Annotated in this window: 21 protein-coding genes, 3 tRNA genes and 1 pseudogene; 24 read left to right on the forward strand and 1 reads right to left on the reverse strand. The window is 39.7% G+C overall.

What is annotated here, in order from left to right:
* Positions 1-6: 6 nt before the first annotated feature.
* From QZ106_RS01215 to QZ106_RS01275, 13 genes and pseudogenes are all read left to right on the forward strand, one after another.
* Positions 7-80: transfer RNA gene (locus QZ106_RS01215), tRNA-Cys, on the forward strand.
* Positions 81-107: 27 nt separating this feature from the next.
* A tRNA-Leu gene (locus tag QZ106_RS01220) sits at positions 108-194 on the forward strand.
* A gap of 50 nt (positions 195-244) precedes the next feature.
* A tRNA-Lys gene (locus QZ106_RS01225) sits at positions 245-320 on the forward strand.
* A gap of 77 nt (positions 321-397) precedes the next feature.
* The gene (locus tag QZ106_RS01230) at positions 398-1231 is read left to right on the forward strand and encodes a ParA family protein (protein WP_295973220.1); all 834 of its coding nucleotides are present in this window, start codon (positions 398-400) and stop codon (positions 1229-1231) included.
* A 5-nt stretch (positions 1232-1236) separates the two neighbouring features.
* Positions 1237-2613: a replicative DNA helicase gene (gene dnaB, locus QZ106_RS01235; RefSeq protein WP_295973223.1), complete on the forward strand. Its 1377-nt coding sequence runs from the start codon at positions 1237-1239 to the stop codon at positions 2611-2613.
* Entirely contained in the window at positions 2606-4315 is a 1710-nt protein-coding gene (locus QZ106_RS01240; RefSeq protein WP_295973225.1) for a ParB family protein, read from the forward strand. The genes dnaB and QZ106_RS01240 overlap by 8 nt, the downstream gene beginning before the upstream one ends.
* Positions 4312-4863 (forward strand): DUF2857 domain-containing protein, encoded by a 552-nt coding sequence (locus QZ106_RS01245; protein WP_295973228.1) that lies wholly within the window; start codon positions 4312-4314, stop codon positions 4861-4863. The genes QZ106_RS01240 and QZ106_RS01245 overlap by 4 nt, the downstream gene beginning before the upstream one ends.
* A gap of 153 nt (positions 4864-5016) precedes the next feature.
* Complete coding sequence (locus QZ106_RS01250; protein ID WP_295973229.1) at positions 5017-6234, forward strand: STY4528 family pathogenicity island replication protein; 1218 nt, start codon at positions 5017-5019, stop codon at positions 6232-6234.
* A 335-nt stretch (positions 6235-6569) separates the two neighbouring features.
* Entirely contained in the window at positions 6570-7334 is a 765-nt protein-coding gene (locus QZ106_RS01255; RefSeq protein ID WP_295973232.1) for a PFL_4669 family integrating conjugative element protein, read from the forward strand.
* Positions 7335-7351: 17 nt separating this feature from the next.
* On the forward strand, positions 7352-7840 hold the full coding sequence (locus tag QZ106_RS01260; RefSeq protein WP_295973233.1) for a DUF3158 family protein: 489 nt from the start codon (positions 7352-7354) through the stop codon (positions 7838-7840).
* Between the two features lie 231 nt (positions 7841-8071).
* Positions 8072-8413: pseudogene (gene ssb, locus QZ106_RS01265) on the forward strand (single-stranded DNA-binding protein); the annotation flags it as partial.
* An 83-nt stretch (positions 8414-8496) separates the two neighbouring features.
* Positions 8497-9012: a membrane lipoprotein lipid attachment site-containing protein gene (locus QZ106_RS01270; RefSeq protein ID WP_295973235.1), complete on the forward strand. Its 516-nt coding sequence runs from the start codon at positions 8497-8499 to the stop codon at positions 9010-9012.
* A gap of 243 nt (positions 9013-9255) precedes the next feature.
* Positions 9256-9678 carry a hypothetical protein gene (locus tag QZ106_RS01275; RefSeq protein ID WP_295973239.1) on the forward strand — a complete coding sequence of 141 codons (423 nt, stop codon included), beginning with the start codon at positions 9256-9258 and terminating at the stop codon, positions 9676-9678.
* Here QZ106_RS01275 and QZ106_RS01280 read toward each other — a convergent pair.
* The gene (locus tag QZ106_RS01280) at positions 9675-10355 is read right to left on the reverse strand and encodes a hypothetical protein (RefSeq protein ID WP_295973242.1); all 681 of its coding nucleotides are present in this window, start codon (positions 10353-10355) and stop codon (positions 9675-9677) included. The genes QZ106_RS01275 and QZ106_RS01280 overlap by 4 nt on opposite strands.
* A gap of 124 nt (positions 10356-10479) precedes the next feature.
* On the opposite strand from QZ106_RS01280, the gene QZ106_RS01285 reads away from it, so the two are divergent.
* The 11 genes from QZ106_RS01285 (at position 10480) to QZ106_RS01335 (ending at position 18738) form a co-directional block, all read left to right on the forward strand.
* Positions 10480-10692: a hypothetical protein gene (locus QZ106_RS01285; protein ID WP_295973245.1), complete on the forward strand. Its 213-nt coding sequence runs from the start codon at positions 10480-10482 to the stop codon at positions 10690-10692.
* Positions 10667-10933, forward strand: a complete 267-nt coding sequence (locus QZ106_RS01290; protein ID WP_295973247.1) for a hypothetical protein — start codon at positions 10667-10669, stop codon at positions 10931-10933. The genes QZ106_RS01285 and QZ106_RS01290 overlap by 26 nt, the downstream gene beginning before the upstream one ends.
* Before the next feature lie 10 nt (positions 10934-10943).
* The gene (locus QZ106_RS01295) at positions 10944-12980 is read left to right on the forward strand and encodes a DNA topoisomerase III (protein WP_295973249.1); all 2037 of its coding nucleotides are present in this window, start codon (positions 10944-10946) and stop codon (positions 12978-12980) included.
* Positions 12981-13841: 861 nt separating this feature from the next.
* Positions 13842-13997, forward strand: a complete 156-nt coding sequence (locus tag QZ106_RS01300) for a hypothetical protein (RefSeq protein ID WP_295973252.1) — start codon at positions 13842-13844, stop codon at positions 13995-13997.
* Positions 13998-14080: 83 nt separating this feature from the next.
* Complete coding sequence (locus tag QZ106_RS01305; protein ID WP_295973254.1) at positions 14081-14515, forward strand: STY4534 family ICE replication protein; 435 nt, start codon at positions 14081-14083, stop codon at positions 14513-14515.
* A gap of 132 nt (positions 14516-14647) precedes the next feature.
* Entirely contained in the window at positions 14648-14920 is a 273-nt protein-coding gene (locus tag QZ106_RS01310; protein ID WP_314370765.1) for a hypothetical protein, read from the forward strand.
* Positions 14921-15173: 253 nt separating this feature from the next.
* A complete protein-coding gene (gene radC, locus QZ106_RS01315) occupies positions 15174-15644 on the forward strand; it encodes a DNA repair protein RadC (RefSeq protein ID WP_295973259.1) in 471 nt (156 codons plus the stop codon).
* A gap of 127 nt (positions 15645-15771) precedes the next feature.
* Positions 15772-16539, forward strand: coding sequence for a TraX family protein (locus tag QZ106_RS01320; RefSeq protein WP_295973261.1), 768 nt, complete (start codon positions 15772-15774; stop codon positions 16537-16539).
* A gap of 177 nt (positions 16540-16716) precedes the next feature.
* Positions 16717-17259 (forward strand): hypothetical protein, encoded by a 543-nt coding sequence (locus tag QZ106_RS01325; protein ID WP_295973263.1) that lies wholly within the window; start codon positions 16717-16719, stop codon positions 17257-17259.
* Positions 17260-17263: 4 nt separating this feature from the next.
* Positions 17264-18001 (forward strand): TIGR03759 family integrating conjugative element protein, encoded by a 738-nt coding sequence (locus QZ106_RS01330; RefSeq protein ID WP_295973266.1) that lies wholly within the window; start codon positions 17264-17266, stop codon positions 17999-18001.
* Positions 17980-18738: a transglycosylase SLT domain-containing protein gene (locus tag QZ106_RS01335; RefSeq protein WP_295973269.1), complete on the forward strand. Its 759-nt coding sequence runs from the start codon at positions 17980-17982 to the stop codon at positions 18736-18738. Before QZ106_RS01330 ends, QZ106_RS01335 begins: the two co-directional genes overlap by 22 nt.
* Positions 18739-18753: the final 15 nt, after the last annotated feature.

Here is an 18753-nt window from a genome sequence, read left to right on the forward strand (position 1 = left end):
ACTAACGGCGTGTTAGCAAAGCGGTTATGCACTGGATTGCAAATCCATGTAGCTCGGTTCGACTCCGGGACACGCCTCCATAACCTTTTATCGCAGTTAGTTATTTTGCCCGAGTGGTGGAATCGGTAGACACAAGGGATTTAAAATCCCTCGCCTTTCGAGGCGTGCCAGTTCAAGTCTGGCCTCGGGCACCATTTTAAAGATTCCTTTTTTCCTTTCTTAAATGGTTACCTAATGTACACATGGGTCGTTAGCTCAGTCGGTAGAGCAGCGGACTTTTAATCCGTTGGTCGAAGGTTCGAATCCTTCACGACCCACCAAAGCAGTTAACATTCTTAGATCAATTACCTAAAGTCAATACTCCTTAACGTAAATTTTCTTGTTAAGTGAGTAAATTATGAATGTTAACCACACTTCAAAAAAACCTTATATTGTTACTATTGCCTGTACTAAAGGCGGTTCTGCAAAAAGTACCAATGCGGCAAACATTGGTGCATTTTGCGCTGATCATGGCTTAAGAACGCTGCTGATTGATACTGATACACAGCCTACACTAAGTTCTTACTATAGCTTAGAGCGTACTGCCCCCGGCGGGATTCATGAATTTTTATCACAACGAGATATAGACCCTTCCCATATCATTTCTCAAACTGTCATTAAGAATTTAGATTTAATCCAATCGAATGACCCTTCTAATAATGTTAGCCAAATGTTGCGCAATGCACCAGATGGTGCCATCCGCTTTAGTCACCTCATTAAAAGCATTAATAACTATGATGTGATTGTCGTAGACACACGCGGTACACGCGACATTACCGTAGATATGTCAGTTTTAGCCGCTGATGTCCTCTTCTGCCCTATTCTTCCACAAATTTTATCGGCAAAAGAATTCATTCGTGGCACCATTGGGATGTATCAAGATTTACAAACATTTGAGTCCTTTGGCTTCAAACTTCCCCCATTAAAAGCGATTGCAAATTGTGTTGATAATACCAACGATGTCAAATTTGTTATGCAACAGCTACATACGTTATTTGCAAGTACGTTTGATGGTAGCAAAACCTTCCTTGATTTTTCCATTCCGGATCATGTTGCTTATAGAGAGGCCGCGACCTACTCTCTACCGGTATATCGCCACAGTTCAGCAGAATACCCGGTTATTAAGCAATTATGCTGTCTTCTTTTACCCCAATTTACAGCACATTTTGAACAACCGATGCAACGGGGATAATTGTCATGACAAAAGAAAAAATCCCTCAAATCAAGGCTAAACCGGTTTTCTCCGTTGAGGCGGAAGCCGCCGTATTGGGGAGCCTTATTTTAAAGAATGAGTTATTTGATGAAATTTCCACATTAATTCATGCGGATGATTTTTTTAACTATACCCACAAAATTATCTTTGAAGGTATTGTGCATTTGTTACAACTCGGCAAACCCGTCGATATTTTGACACTGGAGCAGTACTTTACCGACAAGTCACTCATTGATGAGTTTGGTTTGGGTTATCTGGCACAAATTGTCAATAACACACCTTCCTCTTCAAATATTGTTGCCTATGCGAAAGTGATTGCCCGCCATAGTAAACAACGTCGATTTGCGGCACTGGGTCAGTTTATTGTTAATGAAATGCAAGTTTCAAAGGATGATGAAGATTTATCGCTCTTTGAAGAAAGGGTTGATAAGCAATACACCAATATTACAGTTGATGAGGAAACAGATACCGTCGCTAATTTAGGAGAGTCCTTTGAAAAAATTCTCACCCAGATGGAACAAGCGGCAGAATCCGCCGATCCGGTGAGTGGTACGCCAACTGGCATTAACGACTTAGATGAAGCCACGACGGGCGGTCAACCCGGCGAACTTATCATTGTTGCCGCCCGCCCTTCAATGGGGAAGACTGCTTTCGCGCAGCTCATCGCGCAAAGTACATTGGATAAATATATGGACGCGCCAATACAGTTCTATAGCCAAGAAATGCCGGCGGAACAATTGGTTCAACGCTTTATGTCCATGCGTTCCCGCGTCAGTTTGCAATCTATCCGTAAAGCGACTGAATTGACCGAGCTAGAGTGGGCAAAAATTGCGGAAACAACGGGTTACATCATGAAGAACTGGCAAGATCGCCTGCTTATTGATGATGAACCCTCCCTCAGCCCATACCGCTTACGCGCTAAAGTTCGTAAGAACATCCGTCTATATGGCAAGCCCAAAGCCATCATCATCGACTATATCCAGTTAATGCGCAGTACCGGTAAGTTTGAAAACCGTAATCTGGAATTAGCTGACATTTCAGGTGAGCTCAAAAAACTGGCTAAAGAAATCGGTTGCCCGATTTATGCCTTATCCCAACTGAATCGCAGTCTTGAACAGCGCGCCAATAAACGGCCGATTAATTCGGACTTGCGGGATTCCGGCTCATTAGAGCAAGACGCCGATGTCATTATCTATATTTATCGTGATGAGGTGTACAACCCGAATTCCGAGGATAAAGGGATGGCCGAAATCATTATCGGTAAACAACGTAATGGCCCGCTTGCCACCGTAAAAACACGATTTCTTGGACAGTACAGTATTTTTGAAAATTTAACGACACAGGATAGAGATTATGAATAACCCATTTATTGCAAAGAATAAAAAACAACAAAGTCAGTTAGATGCCATTGCAAAGGGACTTAATGTACAACCGATTAGTAATCAATCACCGTCTTATCAAGAAACGACAGCGACATATTATCCTGTGCAATCTCAATATATTACGGTGACATTAGACAAATTGCGCCCTTACGAACATAACCCACGTAAGACGCGCAACCCTAATTTTGAAATAATTAAAGAATCCATTCGCCGTCGTGGCTTAGATCATAAACCGAATATCACTCAACGCCCGGGCGAACCTTATTACATTATTGCAGATGGCGGTAATACGCGCATTCAGGCATTAAAAGAACTCTTCACCGAAACACAAGATCAGCGCTTCTGGTCAATTGAGTGTTTGTACAAACCTTGGAAAGGGGAAAGTGCGGATAGCGTGGAAGCCGAATTAGATTTGCTGATCGGACATTTAATTGAAAATGACACCCGAGCCGACCTCACGTTTATCGAGAAAGCCTTAGGCATCCAGCAAGCGAAAGAATACTACGAGAAAAAGTTGGGGAAAACCCTTTCTTCTCGGGAGCTTTCAAGTGAGTTAGAAAATGATGGATATATTATTCACTACACTATGGTTTCGAAGATGGGGCGATGTATTGAGTATCTCTATCCTTATATTCCAGATGTGCTTTTTGCCGGACTAGGCAATGCGCCAATCGATAAGCTACTTGCCATTCGCAATAACGCCTTGGCGATTTGGCAAAATTACCAATTTGAAATGGAGGTTACCTTTGATGAAATTTGGGGGCACAGCCTTACACGTTGCAACGATGATCAACCATTCCATGTGAAGACCTTTCAAGATTACCTGATTGATGAAATGTCTTCCATGCTTGGCGATCGCGTGAGTTATGAAGTGCTTTATCTGGAAATCGATCTTGATGAACAACGCTTTAAAAAGATGGCACAGAAACAACATGAAATTGAACAGCATGTACAAGAAAGCCTCCAGGATGTGCAAACGTTCAAACTTCCTCAAGAACCCTCTCCGGCTATTGATGAGCATCTTTCTCCGCCTAAAGCCACGAGTACGTCATCGGCAGCCGTGACAGAGGTCCCATACAGTATTCCTAAACCGAGCTCATCAACGCATGACATATTACCGCCTTCATTCGATGAAGCGGTAGAGGATGATGAACAAGAAACGCAAGAATCTGCTGAAGAGGGACATCCTTTAGAAGGACTTTCCTTTGATTTTGCCAAAAACTTGAGCCAACAGTTCGGTATTACCCCGGGGATGACAGTACAGGAGCAACGTCAACAACGTGCGGAAGAAAATGGATTAACCTTTGCTTGTGTTGGCCGTCAACCGGTTGATGACATTTGGCAGGTTTATCCGGGGCGTCAACATAAAGTGGAAGCCTATTCACTTGCCTTAGATATTGCCGAAAGCGTTGGGCTTACCGATTATGTCGAGCATATGGTGAAAACACCGGTAGACTACTCTTATCGTATGAAAGCACTGGATAAAGAAGTCGATGGTGCCACACAGATGTGTTATGACTTCTTGACTCTTTTACAAACCGACAGCCAACCAGAGACGACTTTTAACCTATCACCGAACTATTTACTTCATAGCGAAGAGATTAATGACATTACCTTGGTAAAACTCTTTCGTTTAATTCGCCTTGTTCGCTACATTCGTGCTGAAGGAGGTGCGCAATGAGTATGTTCAGCAATTTAAACCAAGTGGTATTAAATGAGATCCTTGTTAATCTGCAAGAGGGCAACATTAATGTTTGCCGCAACTATGGTTTCTCAAAACAAGAATTACAGGAAATTGAAAAACTCAGTACGGAAGAGGTTTATGAGCTGGCCAATACTAAAGCACCTTTCGCCAAAGTGGAAATCGATCATGAGGCGTTTTGGCGATTAATTGCCCGAGTGCGAATTTCGTCACAAGAGCGTCGTCTCATCGATCGCGCCTTAATGTTGGGAGCCTCCATACAAATGCTGAACTCTTACTTTGGTTTAACCACCGCAAAAGTCTCTGCACGCCGTAGCTTGCTGGGCAAACAAGAGCCGATGGGACGAAAACCGGCTGCCAGTGAGGAGGAGGAAAAGCAAATTTGGGATTTATGGCAAGCGCATAAAAGTGATATTCAAACGATTGAATCCTCGGAAGGACTTGAGTTTTTAATTTTGATTGCGGAAGAAACCGGCATTAACCTAACGGAAATTTGGAAATTGGTCAGTCGCTGGAGCGCCGCATAAAAACAATATAACGCCCAACCTAGTGCGTTACGTTAAGTTGGGCGTTACCCGTTATCGTGAGTAAAGGAACTTGGGAAAATTCCTTCGTTATTGTAAGCGTGTTCAGAGGCATTGCAATAATAAAAATAAAATATTCTCAAAGAGAATTAAATTATGGATACAAAAGTACAAGAACATGGGTTGCTCTTTTTTGGCAACCAACATGAAACCGTGCCAACTCGCTTGCTTTTTGACCCCTATCTCACGTCAAGAGCAAAATTAGCGTGGCAGCTGATTAAATATAAAGCAAGAGAATTTCAATCCGGCTTGTTTCCGTCTTATGAGGCGCTGGCCAAATTACTTTCGGATAAACCTTATGATGAGGCTTTGTTATCACGTAAATTGGTGAGTCAAACATTATTGCTACTTCGACTCACACGCTGGCTGACACTTTGTGAGACCGTGCGTAATGAGCAAGGTCAGGTAGTGGGGAATTTTTATATTCTTCACGATGAGCCGATGCCGATTATCGATACGATTCAACTTAATCATGACTATATCGCATTGCTCGAAAAATCTATTCACCATAAAGATAGTTTTGTGCGTGGTGTCGCCAATCATATTGTGGAAAATCTCCTTTCCGATAACACACAGTGGCATTATATATCCCACATTGATTGGATGCGTGCCCGTCTGCAAGATTATCAACAGCGCCCAAAAATGAATGATGTTGAACAAGAAAGTGCGGTAGATATTCAAGAAAATTTACTGAGTTCCAATAGGGAACTCAGTGAAAAAACAGGGGAACTCAGTAAAAACGACCAGAGTTCCAAAAAGGAACTCAGTCAAATCAAGCTAAGTTCCAAAAGGGAACTCAGCACCCAAAATGATGATAAGTCATTGATTTCAGGCTTAGTTCCCAAAGGGAACTCAGGTTTTTCACAGTACAGTACAAGTACTAGTATTTATACAAATACGTACTGTACCGGTAATGCGAATGAAATGGATTGGTCAGCCAATGTTCATTTTTCCCCTTTGGAAAAAAAGGCTGTCACACAAGCGATGCGTGGACTCGATTTAGGTATTTGTAAAGCAATCCTGTTTGAGCTTGAACAACGCGTAGTGAAAGGTGAAGTAAAGAAACCGCAAAGCTATGTCATGAGCTTGATTCAACGCGCGCATCATGGTGAATTTAAACCATTTCTTTATGAACAGCATTTACAAGGCCAATCTTCTTTGGTGAAAAATGGATTAATGCCACACAACGGAACCCATGTAGTCAATAATGTGAAAACAGATAACGTGGGAAGTTCGATGCGGACAATATCAAAAGAAGATCGACAAGCGCGTGCCGAGCGTATTCGTCAGTTTAAGATGTCAATTTGCGGTTAGGTTTGTATGGTGAACAAACTTTAATCATTGTCAAGTGACTGGACAAAGCACAAATTTTAACCACTGGAAAGGGACTTTCCAAAGTACAAAATTTAACCACTGTAGAAGGGTTCTACAAAGTACAAATTTTAACCACTGTAGAAGGGTTCTACAAAGTACAAATTTTAACCACTGTAGAAGGGTTCTACAAAGTACAAAATTTAATCACTGAAGAAGGGTTCTTCAAAGTACAAATTTTAACCACTGTAGAAGGGTTCTACAAAGTACAAAATTTAATCACTGAAGAAGGGTTCTTCAAAGTACAAAATTTAACCAATCATAAAAGGTGATATAACATGACAACAACATACAACCAACAACTTGGACCGCTACGTAGTGAAATAACTTTTACGCTGCATACGCAATATGCCACCCGTTTGTGGAATGGGCGTGACTTAGTTAAAAATGAGGAAGGTGATGTAGTGACTTCATCCATCTTGAGTATTCCGAATGCCCTATCTCTACTCAGCCAAATTCAGCAGGCAGCTGAACAGGATGATCCATATGCAGATGACTATTTGCTGCGTTTTGAGCAAAAAGTACTGAGCTTTCGCAAAGAAATGCAAGAAATTACTTGGCGCATGGTCCAACTCTACAGCGATAAAATCCCCGAAAACTTTAAAATTGAGCGTTGCGCCAATATTGCTCCGATCCAATATCCTATTTTTGTGAATACTCAGCTGGGTTATCAATTATTGTATCTCTTGGCTGATTTCGATTCCTTAGCCCGTACCGTCATGACCGCTTCACATATCGCAATCATTACTCGAGATGATGCGTATGACTGGTTAGAGTCCGGTGCAAAATTGATTCGCCGCGCTTTCGGGATTCTGGAAACCTATAAGCATTCCGGCATTACTCGCCAAGACGCTTTGGAAAATAATGCACGCTACGAAGCTGCGATAAAACGCATGAAATACACCCTAACGCCGGATGTGCTTTCAGGCGCGACACGTGCAACATTTGCCCCAATCATTAAAAAATCATCCATTACTGATCCCAATGAAAATGGGGATACCGGTTCAGTAGAAGTTCAAATTGCCCCGACGCAAGCTGAATAATGATATAAGGAGCCAATATGGATAATGTGCTTATTCCTTCCGATATGTATAAACAACTGGGCAGAACGACACCTCTCAATGATGCACTGAAGCAGTTATTTAGTGAATTGGATTCGTTGCAACAGTATGAATATTTGTATGAAGCCCTTGCAGCAGTACGGGAGGCTTTAATGTTGCAGCAGAATGATATGCTACATAATGTTCGACATAGTCCACTTACCACGCTACCTCTCCACATGATTCGAGATAAAGCATCGTCATCCGGCGGAACGTTTCTTCGCTGGCGCAGTTTTCAAGCCTCAAAGAACGGTGGTTCGGTATTAACACCGATATTTAATAATGCTCGTGTACCCTTGGAGTTACGACAAAAACTTGTCTCAGCCGAAAAAGAGCGCATTTTGATTAATCTGCAGGTTTCCGTGTTGAATTTTATGATGAGACAGGTATCAAGTGCGGGTGAAAAAATTAAAGAAATGGAAAATAGTTTATCCGGCTCACATTTGTAATCGTCGGATCTTCTAGTTTGTAATCATCGGATTGACCTAGTTTGTAATCGGCTCACTAAAAGGCCTTTTAAAGGTAAGGGGACAAGCCCCTTACCTTAACGAAAAAAAAACCTTTGCCTTTCGTGGTTGTGTTAAAAAATCTCTGTGTTTTTTACTGAATTTACCCTTAAGGATTAGATGTAAAAAATGCACAATCTTGACAGTTAATTTTGTGATTTAGGAGAAATCAATATGGCTGGAATTAATAAAGTAATTATCGTGGGACATTTAGGTAATGATCCTGAAATGCGAAGCATGCCGAATGGTGAGGCTGTTGCAAATATCAGTGTAGCAACTAGCGAAGCTTGGACGGATAAAAACACCGGTGAACGTCGTGAAGTGACTGAATGGCATCGAATCGTTTTTTATCGCAAATTAGCTGAAATTTGCGGCCAATATCTCAAGAAAGGAGCTCAAGTTTATATTGAAGGACGCTTGCGTACTCGTAAATGGCAAGATCAAAACGGGCAAGATCGTTATACCACGGAAATCCAAGGTGATGTAATGCAAATGTTAGGTACTCGCCCTCAAAGTACAGATGGTGCACACGATGCATCGGCAAATGCTTTTGATGATTCAATACCATTCTGAACTCAATCTAATTAAGGTTAATTGTGATGAAAAAAATAATTTTTGTTTTATCTGCAGTCGCTGCTTTAAGTGGTTGTGCTGAATTAAACTCATTGAATGATGCAGTTGGTAATGTTGCCGGACAATTGAATAGTGTTCTTGGTAAAGGAAATTCATCCGGTGCTTCTGATGGCGTGTATACTCGAAGCTCAAGCGCTTACCGTTATAACGTTGAGGACTTTGTGGTTTCCTCGAAAAATATTGACACGCTATACGTTAAAATCAAACGAAATCTCCTATTTAAAACCCGAGATGAGGAATTAAATGGATTATCCGGTTTTGAACGTAAACGTTATGAAGAATTGCTTGATGAACAAGGACATGCCCACGAAACGACACCAGGTGTATATTATCATATGGTTAGTAGCTATCGTGGTCATCGAAAAGTAGATATGACCCTTGCAAAAGAAGACGGTAAAGTTAGAATTTCTTGGATTGCTTCATCGAATGAAGCCGATTTTGGTCAATTTGTTAAATCAGAAGTGATAAAAGCAATAAAATAATACGATAATAAACATAGTGTAGGTAATTAATACCTCATTCTCCTTGGCCCTAACTGTGTTAGGGCTTTTTTTATTTATAAATTCTCATTTTTTTATTTTGATTCAATCTTGTTCGGCAATCATTCTTCATTAAAAATAAGTTATCAATGATACGCAATTTAATCTAAAAGAAAGTATGCATCTATATATCATTATGTAAACGAATCCAATAATCGCGCCTAAATTATCATAGAGAGGAATGAAATGAATAAATCCGCAATTTATCTTAATCACATCGATCTTAATTTTCCGGTCGAACTAGTTCCGTTTCAATATGACATTGAACTCCCCTCGTTTCTTGTTTATGTTACCGACCTTGAATCAGTAGTATTGCACGATAAACAGGCAAAATTATTCCTTGCTTGGCTATTTGAGGGACTAACAGCTAATTATTGGATGCAATATATCTCTGATGGTGAACGTTGCTATGTTGATTTAAACACTGAAAAATCACCATATTGCATTATGATGCCATTAGTTGTGTTCCGTTACCATTTTTGTCAATGGAGTAAAGAATACGCCTCTCCCGAAACCGCTCGATTGTTAGAGAAACTTTTTAACGACACTATGCATTGGCGTAAAGCGCAAGCGGACATGATTTCTATTAATTTTTACATAACAGATTAACTAATATTTCTATCCTTGTATTGGTTTAGTTCATTGATCATAGAAACAAAATCCACATTCTTTGCTCTGTCCGGATTATCCGTCCATTTCAAAGTTAATCCATAAGGTGCTATAGCCGCCAATAAGCGGTCTATTTGCTGATGATTGCACTCAGTATGAACATATAGTTTTCTTAAAGTTTGCTCTCTCGGCACACCGCTTTTAGGGCGCATAAACCCCATCCAGTAAATCTTATCCTCATCATTTACTACCCTTGGTATTTTTGTCCGTATTTGCGGATAATATTGTCTTAAGGTCGCTATTTGCGCTTGAGCAGGTAAATGCTGAGGTATATTTCCATTTAGCTCTTCAAAAAAATTATAAAGGCTAAAGGGGCGATTTCCGCCGCCTACTATTCCTAATTCAGCTTTGATAGCCTCTTCTAACCGATTATTAAAATAAATCTCGAAATCTCCATTCCGATGACTACCATATAATTTTATTTCTTCCAGTCGATTCGTATTTTTTAAGTATAAATATAGTAAATCTTTAGATTTTTCATCATCTTGTGCAAAAAACATAAAGAAAATGAACCTTCCCGGTGGCATAGAAATCTCAAAAGCAAAAGTAAAATCACCACGATGGATAGCTTCGTGATACGCATTATGTAATCCAGTCAAATTAAAGTCTGCCGGCATAGTACCTCCTATTTATTATTACTTAATAAAAAACAATTTCTCATTGTTTGCTTTCTTATTAATTTCTAATCTAAAAACTTCAAAATATCAATATTTATTCTAAATATTTAGATTAAGGAGATGTATGCCGACTAAACACATTGAAATTGAACTCTGGCAGCAGGTCGAGGCAAAAACAGTTGAAACAATTATTCAAACTAAAGTGATGGTTAAGGAAACTGAAATCTTGCAGGAAATCATTAGAAAGGGATTGCAACATATCTCTACTGAAGAATTGAGACAGTATGCGTTACAGAAAAAAGGAGTAAATGATGACAACGTTCATAAAAATCGATAAGGAGAAAAAGATCATCTATCGAGGTAAAGAATATATTGCACCGGATTGGGTGCGTTATGTTGTGACTCAACCTACAGGAGAAGTATATGGTTTTGAAGAAAAACCTTCACTTGCATCACCACCCTCAAATTGGCGCCATTGGAGTCCTTATTATCATGGATGGAATTTAGACAATATAAAATTTATACGTCTCAGTGCTTGCAAAGACTGGAGAGATTCATTGGCGTATATTGAAGACTAAAGGTGAAGTAGTGAAATTATTTTTATGTGAAAAACCATCACAAGGTAACGATATTGCAAAAGTATTAGGCGCGACAAAGCGTGGTGAGGGTTGTTTATCAACACCTGACGGTCAGCTTACCGTTACCTGGGGAATTGGTCACCTAGTAGAACAGTTTAATCCTGAAGAATATGATCCTGCCTTTAAAAAGTGGGCATTTGAGACCTTGCCAATTATCCCGGGTAAATGGGGGCTTTCACCTAAAAAAGAAACAAAAAAACAGTTCAATGTCGTCATGAAACTTATCAAACAAGCTAAACTTGTTGTCATTGCAACCGATATTGATAGAGAGGGCGAAACTATAGCAAGAGAATTGCTGGATTTGGCAGGATTTCGAGGACAAATAAAACGCCTTTGGTTGTCTGCACTAGATGAGGCAAGTATTCGTAAGGCTTTAGCCTCTCTCAAAAACAATGAAGAAACACTATCACTCTACTACGCCGGGCTTGCACGTAGTCGAGCCGATTGGCTTATTGGTATGAATTTTTCACGTCTCTATACCTTATTGGCTCAACAAAAAGGGTATCAAGGAAAGCCTTTAAGTGTTGGGCGGGTACAAAGTCCTACATTAAGCCTGGTTGTGAATCGTGACCGAGAGATAAAAAACTTCATCCCGAAGCAACACTTTACTTTGCAGGTAATGCTTTCTGACGGGAAACAGCATTTTGCTACGCAATATGTTATTCCGGAGCAATATTGCGATCCTGATGGTCTTTGTTTGTCTGTTCAAGTGATACAAGCGGCAAACCGGCAAATTCGGCAATTAGGCCAAGCGAAAGTAGAGTCTGTTGAAACTAAACGTGAAAGACAACATGCCCCACTTTGCTTTGCATTAAGTGACTTACAATCGGAGGCTAACCGCCTTTATGGATTGGGTGCGCAAAGAGTGCTTGATATAGCTCAATCACTTTATGAAACTCACAAAGCGACAACCTATCCTAGAACAGATTGCGGTTATCTGCCGGAATCACAACTGGCCGAAGCATCGCGTGTTATTCAATACGTGTTGCAGTCAGATCAGCGGTTGCAACCGATATCAGCCGTTTTAAACCTTAATCAAAAATCACGTGTTTGGAATGATAAGAAAATTACCGCTCACCATGGCATTATTCCGACTATGGTAAAAGTTGATATCAGTAAAATGTCCGATGAAGAAATGAAGCTTTATGATTTAATTCGCCGTCGTTATTTGGCTCAATTCTTACCTATTTCTGAAACAGATAAGACTCAAATCATTTTGAAGTGCGGTCAACATATATTAAGCGCACGAGGGAATGTCCTTGTTACTCCAGGTTGGAAAATTCTATTTGGCAAATCACTTGATGAAGATGATGATACACCTCAAGCCTTGCCTACCTTAAAGCAAGGGCAAATCTGTCAGATTTCTGATTCAGAAATGAAAACTTTACAAACATCACCACCTAATCACTTCACAGAAGGCACATTGCTCACCGCAATGAAAAATGCAGCTCGCTTTGTCACTGATGAGCGTTTAAAACAACGCTTACGAGAAACTGAAGGACTTGGTACTGAAGCGACTAGGGCTGGTACGATTCAAGGCTTGATTGATAAAGGTTTTTTACAGAAAAAAGGAAAGTCCTTATTGGCGACAGAAGCAGCGATGATGTTGATGGATAGTCTTCCAACAATGTTAAAAGACCCGGGGTTAACCGCACTTTGGGAGCAAGCGCTCAATCAAATTGCTGAAAGAACGCTTTCGCTAGAAGTGTTTATGCAAAAACAAGAAACTTTTGTTCGTCACCTTATGGCAGAGTGCCTTAAACAAGGCATGAGCCTGGGAAATATTGAAATTCGGAAATGCCCTCAATGTGGTGCACCAATGACAAAACGCAATGGGAAAAATGGACAATTTTGGGGATGTTCCGCCTATCCCTCTTGCCAATATATTGAGAATATCATCGGTAAGAAGAGCTCTAAAGGAACTCGAAAAACAACAGGCAAGAGTGTGAGTGAGCAAATTTCAGGCTTGCGAGATTTATTGAAGTAGCTTAGCGATAGCGAATTTAAACAAATAATGCTATAGTGAAACCTTCGAAAGACCGTTCGTGAATTGTCGGTTATCAATTCACACTAGCCAAAATGATTCCAGCACGCTGAAAGGAATTTCTCACATTGATTAACGCGCCTTGTGGGGTGTGCCACCTAAACTATCAGAGTAATGCAGGCGTAACGCACCCTATTTACTCTCGACTTTTCTAAATCGCCGGCCATTGCGGATTTTTAAAGTGTATTGCAAAGTGCATTTTAAAAATCCGCAATGGCTTGCTACCTCTTCTTTACCGGAGCCCGCCGGTGAAACAATGGGTGCCTTTTGTGTCAGTTTGATGCCACAGATATAACCGATTAATGGCCACAAAGTAATCGGATAAGGCGAGCCATAAAAATCCGTATATGGTAACGAACGTATCAGTATTTTTATGAATCAAATTAGTTTGGCCCACTTAATTTTTATTTAATCAATCTATAGTCAAAACTATAAGGTCATTCAGTTTTCTGAGTGACCTTTTCTTTTGGGTAAAATATCTCCAAAAAGAATTTTTAATTTTCCCTATGTTTTAGACTTGCTTTAGATTTTAATGACAACAGTTTTAAGGTGCTGTGAAAACAGCCTTTAAGAAGTTGCACGATTCTTGAGAAGCAACGCCTTACCTTTGAGTAAGTAGAATCACAGCCAAAATGTTATCCAGCATTCTGAAAGGATACGCTGCTATTGCAGGAATGCCACCTAAAACCATCCTTAATCTAATAAGATTTCTTATTCTAGATTAATCACAATTTAACCCTCGGCGGGAAATATTTTCCCGTGTTGGATTAAATGTTTCCCCATTTTTCACCACTTGGGAGAAACATGATGAAATTCAGTTCACTACATCGTAAATTTGTAAATGCATTTGATGAGTTTATTGATAAGTATGCAGATGAGATAACACCTTATCTTTTCGTACTTATTATGCTTTTTTTAATTTTTGAACTTATTGAAGCCATTTTTACTTATTTACCTTAATCTAACCCTTGCGGGAAACATTTTTCCCGGTTTGGGTAGGAATGTTTCTCCGCTTTTTTATTTCACATTAGGAGAAACAAATCATGACTACACAAACTCAACAAAATTCAACTCAATACTTCAATTTGCATACTCATGGTGTCGGATATTTAAATGATATTCGCGAAATCAAGCCAAAGAAAGGGGAAGCATTTTGGGCTTGTCGAATTGCTGCTCTTACAGGTTCTTCCGATTCTCCGGAATATCGTTTTTTTGATATGAACGTTTCAGGTGAAGAGACTGTGAGTTTAATCAAACGTTGCCAAGAAGCTGTTGAAGCGAAGAAAAAAGTCTTAGTTTCATTTGTAATGAGTGATTTGTGGTATGACACATTCACTTATTCAAAAGACAGTGATTATCACAAAAAAGGTGATACCGGCGTATCGATTAAAGGGAGACTCTACCGTATCAACTTTATTAAAGTAGACGGTGAGTTGAAGTACCAAGCAAAACGTCAAGATGAGCAAGGTAACGACTAATCTATAAACCAACGAAGACCAACAAATTTTGTTGGTCTTTTCTTTACCCATAAGGGGAAATATTCCCTTCATGGGTAATTTCTCCTTGTGTTATGATAAACCAGTCTTAGGAGAAATTGTATGGAGCATACCATGGCAAGTATTCGTTTTGATAAACTTAGATTTGTCAAAAAACTGAAAGAAAATGGACAAACTGAGGAGCAAGCTGAAGCTTTAGCAGAGGCTCTTGATGAAGCATTAGAGCAAAGTCAACATCCTCTGTTAACCAAGAGTGAATTCAAAATTGAGATAGCTCAACTTGAATCACGCCTTGTTAATGAGCTTCACACCACATTATACAAAACTGCCGGTTTTCTTCTTGCCGGCATGGGAATGTTGATGGGGCTATTTAAGTTCTTTAATTAAAAGAGGATGTATGAATTGGCCTCTAATTTTAACAACCGGGTCGTTTACGCTTGCTGTCGTGATTTTTTTCAGTCTCGTACTCTGGGTAAACTGGGACGAACTTACTGGGAAAAATAAGCAGTCTAGCGATTCCAAATAACCTAATTTCACACACAACCACAATACTCTAATTTTAGGGTATTGTGGTTTTCTTTTATCCCATGGGGAATATTTCCCTATGGGCGATATTCCCTTTCTTGTAAGGAATATCGTTATGTACCAATTAACTTCTGATGAAAAACAGATTTTGAGTCAAGCAGAAGAGATTTTAACTAAGGTAATGGAGAGAAATTCGCTCTATAAGACCGAATTACAAGCTTCGGAAAGTGATATTGTTGGGCGTTATCTGCAAAACAAAATTGGTTGTGAAGAAAGAGAACATTTTGTTGTCTTATTCCTTGATAACCAAAATTGTTTAATTAAAGCAGAAACACTATTTTCAGGCAGCATCAGTAGTACAAGTGTTTATCCACGTGAAATTATTAAACGTGCATTAGAACTCAATGCTGCAGCTATGATTGTAGGTCATAATCATCCTTCCGGATGTCTAGAGCCTAGCTTCGCTGATAGAAATATCACATTACAAATTAAAGAAGCAGCTAAGTTGATGGGAATTCAATTACTCGATCACTTCATTGTTTCACCTAACAAACATTTAAGCTTTTCTTCGCTTGGTATTATATAGCATGAACTTTACCTACCAGGAGATTCTTCTTGGTAGGTAAGTTTTTATATTGTTTTATGAACAGAATAACATCTTCCTTTTAATTCCTATTTTCTTCATAGTCATAAAGTTATTCCAGCATGTAAAAATGAAATTAAAAATTATGCCTTACTTTACTTCATCTCAAATTAAACAATTAAAATGGATAGGTCTAGGCTCCATGGTCTTAGATCACATTGCCGTTATTTTTGAATCCCCTGATTTGCAATGGCTTCGTATAATAGGAAGAAGTGCATTCCTTATCTTTGGGTTCATTGTCGCCGTTCATCTTGCTCAAGGTAATGGAAATATAAAAAAATATGCGCTTCGAATGTTATGCTGGGCATTGCTTTCACAACTTCCCTATCAATGGGCATTTAACGACAAGATGAGCCTCAATATTTTATTTCAATTCTTTGCTGTCATTATCTACGTCTCCGGTTGGGGACAGCTTTCTCAAAAACAACTGACCAAGCAATTAAGCGGTATCGGAATGATTATATTGGCAATAACCATCGCTATGACTGCCGATTATCAAGTATATGGTTTTGTCTATTGCCTATTTTGTTATTTATATGTACGACATCGCCCCCATACATTATGGAAACAAATTATCTGTTTCATTGGCTTGTTTATTTGTGTACTCAATGTCAATGCTACAATGCTCATCACGTATTTGCAGAGTGACTTATTTCCATTCGTTATAATCGCTATGGGATTGACTTTATTAGCACTAATCTTTCCCAAGTTATGGTCTGCCGTGACGGCAGAAAAAGCGGTTTCCTATCCACAATGGCAACATTACTTTTTCTATGTATTTTATCCAACACACCTCCTCTTGTTATATGCCGGAAAAATATATTTGACAGCCTATTAATTTATTATCTCAATCGGAAGAACAATAAATGATTTAAATCCTCTTACAGATTATCCATAGTGAGCGCAAATTTATTTCACCTCTATCTATGGAGAATTTTATATGCGGAAAATCCTTTTAACGGCAATCGCTCTTTGTCTGGTCAATGCCTGCTCCGTTCATCCAACGGAAAAAAATATGACTGACGTTCCGTCTACGACAAGCGTAATAGCCTCGCCTCAATCAACCGAACGTGTTGTTCAACCGGATATTTATATTGACGATCATCCGACAACACCGGAGGTTTTGCGTGAAGGTCGTTATACGCTAGTTTCTTTAGCACCAGAAGATGGCCAAAAGTACTTATTAGATCAAAGCGTTACGGTGACTGTACCGCAACACAATAAAAAGGTTTTTAACGCCAATGTGGAAAACGGACTTACTGCCACATTAAATAATACCGGCTTAGCCCTTTGTCAGCGTTTCAATAATAATGAACCGACATTACCCACATTATTTTCCCGTCCACTCCCTAAAGTGCATTATCAATTCGGACCGATGAAATTACGAGAAGCATTACAAATGTTGGCTGGACCGGCGTATGAAATTACTTTAAACGATATTACACGTACTGTTTGCTTTAAACAAAGAAGCTCGGTTCCTCAAAATATTACAACACGCCATTCCCCCATCGAAACCCAAACAGTAACCACCACAATCACGGAAATCATTGAGGAGTAAGGCGATGCGTTACTTAACAATCTTCTCCATTGTGGCGACATTGGGATTATGTTCTTTGAATGCATCATCTGACACAACCACAGAAAATAAGCTGGCCACTCAAACATTAAATCAACAAAATGTATTAACACATAAGCTAAATCAGCAAGTGCTTCAGATGCAGCCGCAAGAGTGGGGATTAACGGAAAGCGAATGGCAGCGCTATCAAGAGCTTAATCAAGGTGCTCGTGGTATATGGTCTCCAGGGCTTGATCCTCTCACCGTCTTAGGCGTGGAATCACGTAATGAACAGGAAAGAGAACACTATGCACGATTGTTAGCAAAGAAAATGCATGATCGTATGGAACGCGAATTACAGTTTCAACGTACCTATGATCGCGTGTTTGCAGAGCTTTATCCTAATGAACAGCCTTTTACCGTTGAACCACATATTTCTGAGCGCATCGGTCGTGTGATTTATTTTACCCGTTTAGATAATTGTGATAAATGTGAGAGCAATGCAGATCGCATGCTTTCTTATGTTAACGAGAAAACACCGATTGATATCTATTTTGTCGACGTAAAAAGCAATGACGATATCTATGCTTGGGCTAAAAAACATCATATTGATCCGAATAAAGTACAGAAAAAACTCATCACGTTAAACCATGATAATGGTGCTTGGTTGCAATATGCCGATGGCAAGATGCCTGCTGCATTCCAAATTCAAAAGGATGGGACATGGGAAAAAGTCGTTTATTAGACATGGCTTGGTGTGCCATGCTCCTTGGGCTCTCATTCCAAAGCACTGCATTTAGCGGCTTTGGTTCGGATGTAGATAGCTATATCCAAGAAGCCGCTTCGCGCTATCAAATCAGTGAATCAATGTTGCGCGGTTTAGTTAAAATCGAAGATGGATGGTATGGCAAAATTTCACCAACCGGTGCAACCGGCGTCGGGCAATTTACACAAGGCACCTGGAATTGGTTAGCCACGACCAACGAAGGTCAAGCATTGGGTATGAAACTAATTACACCGAACAACCGTAATACAGCAATTGATCCGCGTAAAAATAAGCGACTGAACACCTTAGCAACCGCACTTTATGCCCGTTGGCATCTTGGACAATTCGCTGAACGGGGGATTCAACCGACAGATGAGCATTTATATCTTGCACATAATATTGGCCTTGACGGGTTACATCGCGCATTACAGGGTAAATCGACTATCGAAGATATTCATAATATGCAACGCAACGGTATGAAATATGGCATGACGGTAAAAGGTTTTTTGAGTTATCAAAGCGGACGATTTAATCAAAGTAAACAAATCGCTAATTTCCAGCGTTCTTCTGCATCACCTCGTTATCAAATTAAGAATAAACCCTTACCTGCAAATTTACATTGGGTTTCGCCAACGGAAACCGCTATGCGTTGGGTTGAACCGGCTTCACATCAAACAAATCAACAAGCGATTCGTTGGCAAAATCCAACCAATTAATACGAGAACAACATT

The sequence above is a fragment of the uncultured Aggregatibacter sp. genome, from assembly GCF_901873365.1.
Classification (GTDB): domain Bacteria; phylum Pseudomonadota; class Gammaproteobacteria; order Enterobacterales; family Pasteurellaceae; genus Aggregatibacter.

Bases quoted from the DNA above. Each gene is read 5' to 3' on its own strand.
- QZ106_RS01230 (WP_295973220.1), top strand. From the start codon at position 398: ATGAATGTTAACCACACTTCAAAAAAACCTTATATTGTTACTATTGCC.
- dnaB (WP_295973223.1), top strand. From the start codon at position 1,237: ATGACAAAAGAAAAAATCCCTCAAATCAAGGCTAAACCGGTTTTCTCC.
- QZ106_RS01240 (WP_295973225.1), top strand. From the start codon at position 2,606: ATGAATAACCCATTTATTGCAAAGAATAAAAAACAACAAAGTCAGTTA.
- QZ106_RS01245 (WP_295973228.1), top strand. From the start codon at position 4,312: ATGAGTATGTTCAGCAATTTAAACCAAGTGGTATTAAATGAGATCCTT.
- QZ106_RS01250 (WP_295973229.1), top strand. From the start codon at position 5,017: ATGGATACAAAAGTACAAGAACATGGGTTGCTCTTTTTTGGCAACCAA.
- QZ106_RS01255 (WP_295973232.1), top strand. From the start codon at position 6,570: ATGACAACAACATACAACCAACAACTTGGACCGCTACGTAGTGAAATA.
- QZ106_RS01260 (WP_295973233.1), top strand. From the start codon at position 7,352: ATGGATAATGTGCTTATTCCTTCCGATATGTATAAACAACTGGGCAGA.
- QZ106_RS01270 (WP_295973235.1), top strand. From the start codon at position 8,497: ATGAAAAAAATAATTTTTGTTTTATCTGCAGTCGCTGCTTTAAGTGGT.
- QZ106_RS01275 (WP_295973239.1), top strand. From the start codon at position 9,256: ATGAATAAATCCGCAATTTATCTTAATCACATCGATCTTAATTTTCCG.
- QZ106_RS01280 (WP_295973242.1), bottom strand. From the start codon at position 10,355: ATGCCGGCAGACTTTAATTTGACTGGATTACATAATGCGTATCACGAA.
- QZ106_RS01285 (WP_295973245.1), top strand. From the start codon at position 10,480: ATGCCGACTAAACACATTGAAATTGAACTCTGGCAGCAGGTCGAGGCA.
- QZ106_RS01290 (WP_295973247.1), top strand. From the start codon at position 10,667: ATGACAACGTTCATAAAAATCGATAAGGAGAAAAAGATCATCTATCGA.
- QZ106_RS01300 (WP_295973252.1), top strand. From the start codon at position 13,842: ATGATGAAATTCAGTTCACTACATCGTAAATTTGTAAATGCATTTGAT.
- QZ106_RS01305 (WP_295973254.1), top strand. From the start codon at position 14,081: ATGACTACACAAACTCAACAAAATTCAACTCAATACTTCAATTTGCAT.
- QZ106_RS01310 (WP_314370765.1), top strand. From the start codon at position 14,648: ATGGCAAGTATTCGTTTTGATAAACTTAGATTTGTCAAAAAACTGAAA.
- radC (WP_295973259.1), top strand. From the start codon at position 15,174: ATGTACCAATTAACTTCTGATGAAAAACAGATTTTGAGTCAAGCAGAA.
- QZ106_RS01320 (WP_295973261.1), top strand. From the start codon at position 15,772: ATGAAATTAAAAATTATGCCTTACTTTACTTCATCTCAAATTAAACAA.
- QZ106_RS01325 (WP_295973263.1), top strand. From the start codon at position 16,717: ATGACTGACGTTCCGTCTACGACAAGCGTAATAGCCTCGCCTCAATCA.
- QZ106_RS01330 (WP_295973266.1), top strand. From the start codon at position 17,264: ATGCGTTACTTAACAATCTTCTCCATTGTGGCGACATTGGGATTATGT.
- QZ106_RS01335 (WP_295973269.1), top strand. From the start codon at position 17,980: ATGGGAAAAAGTCGTTTATTAGACATGGCTTGGTGTGCCATGCTCCTT.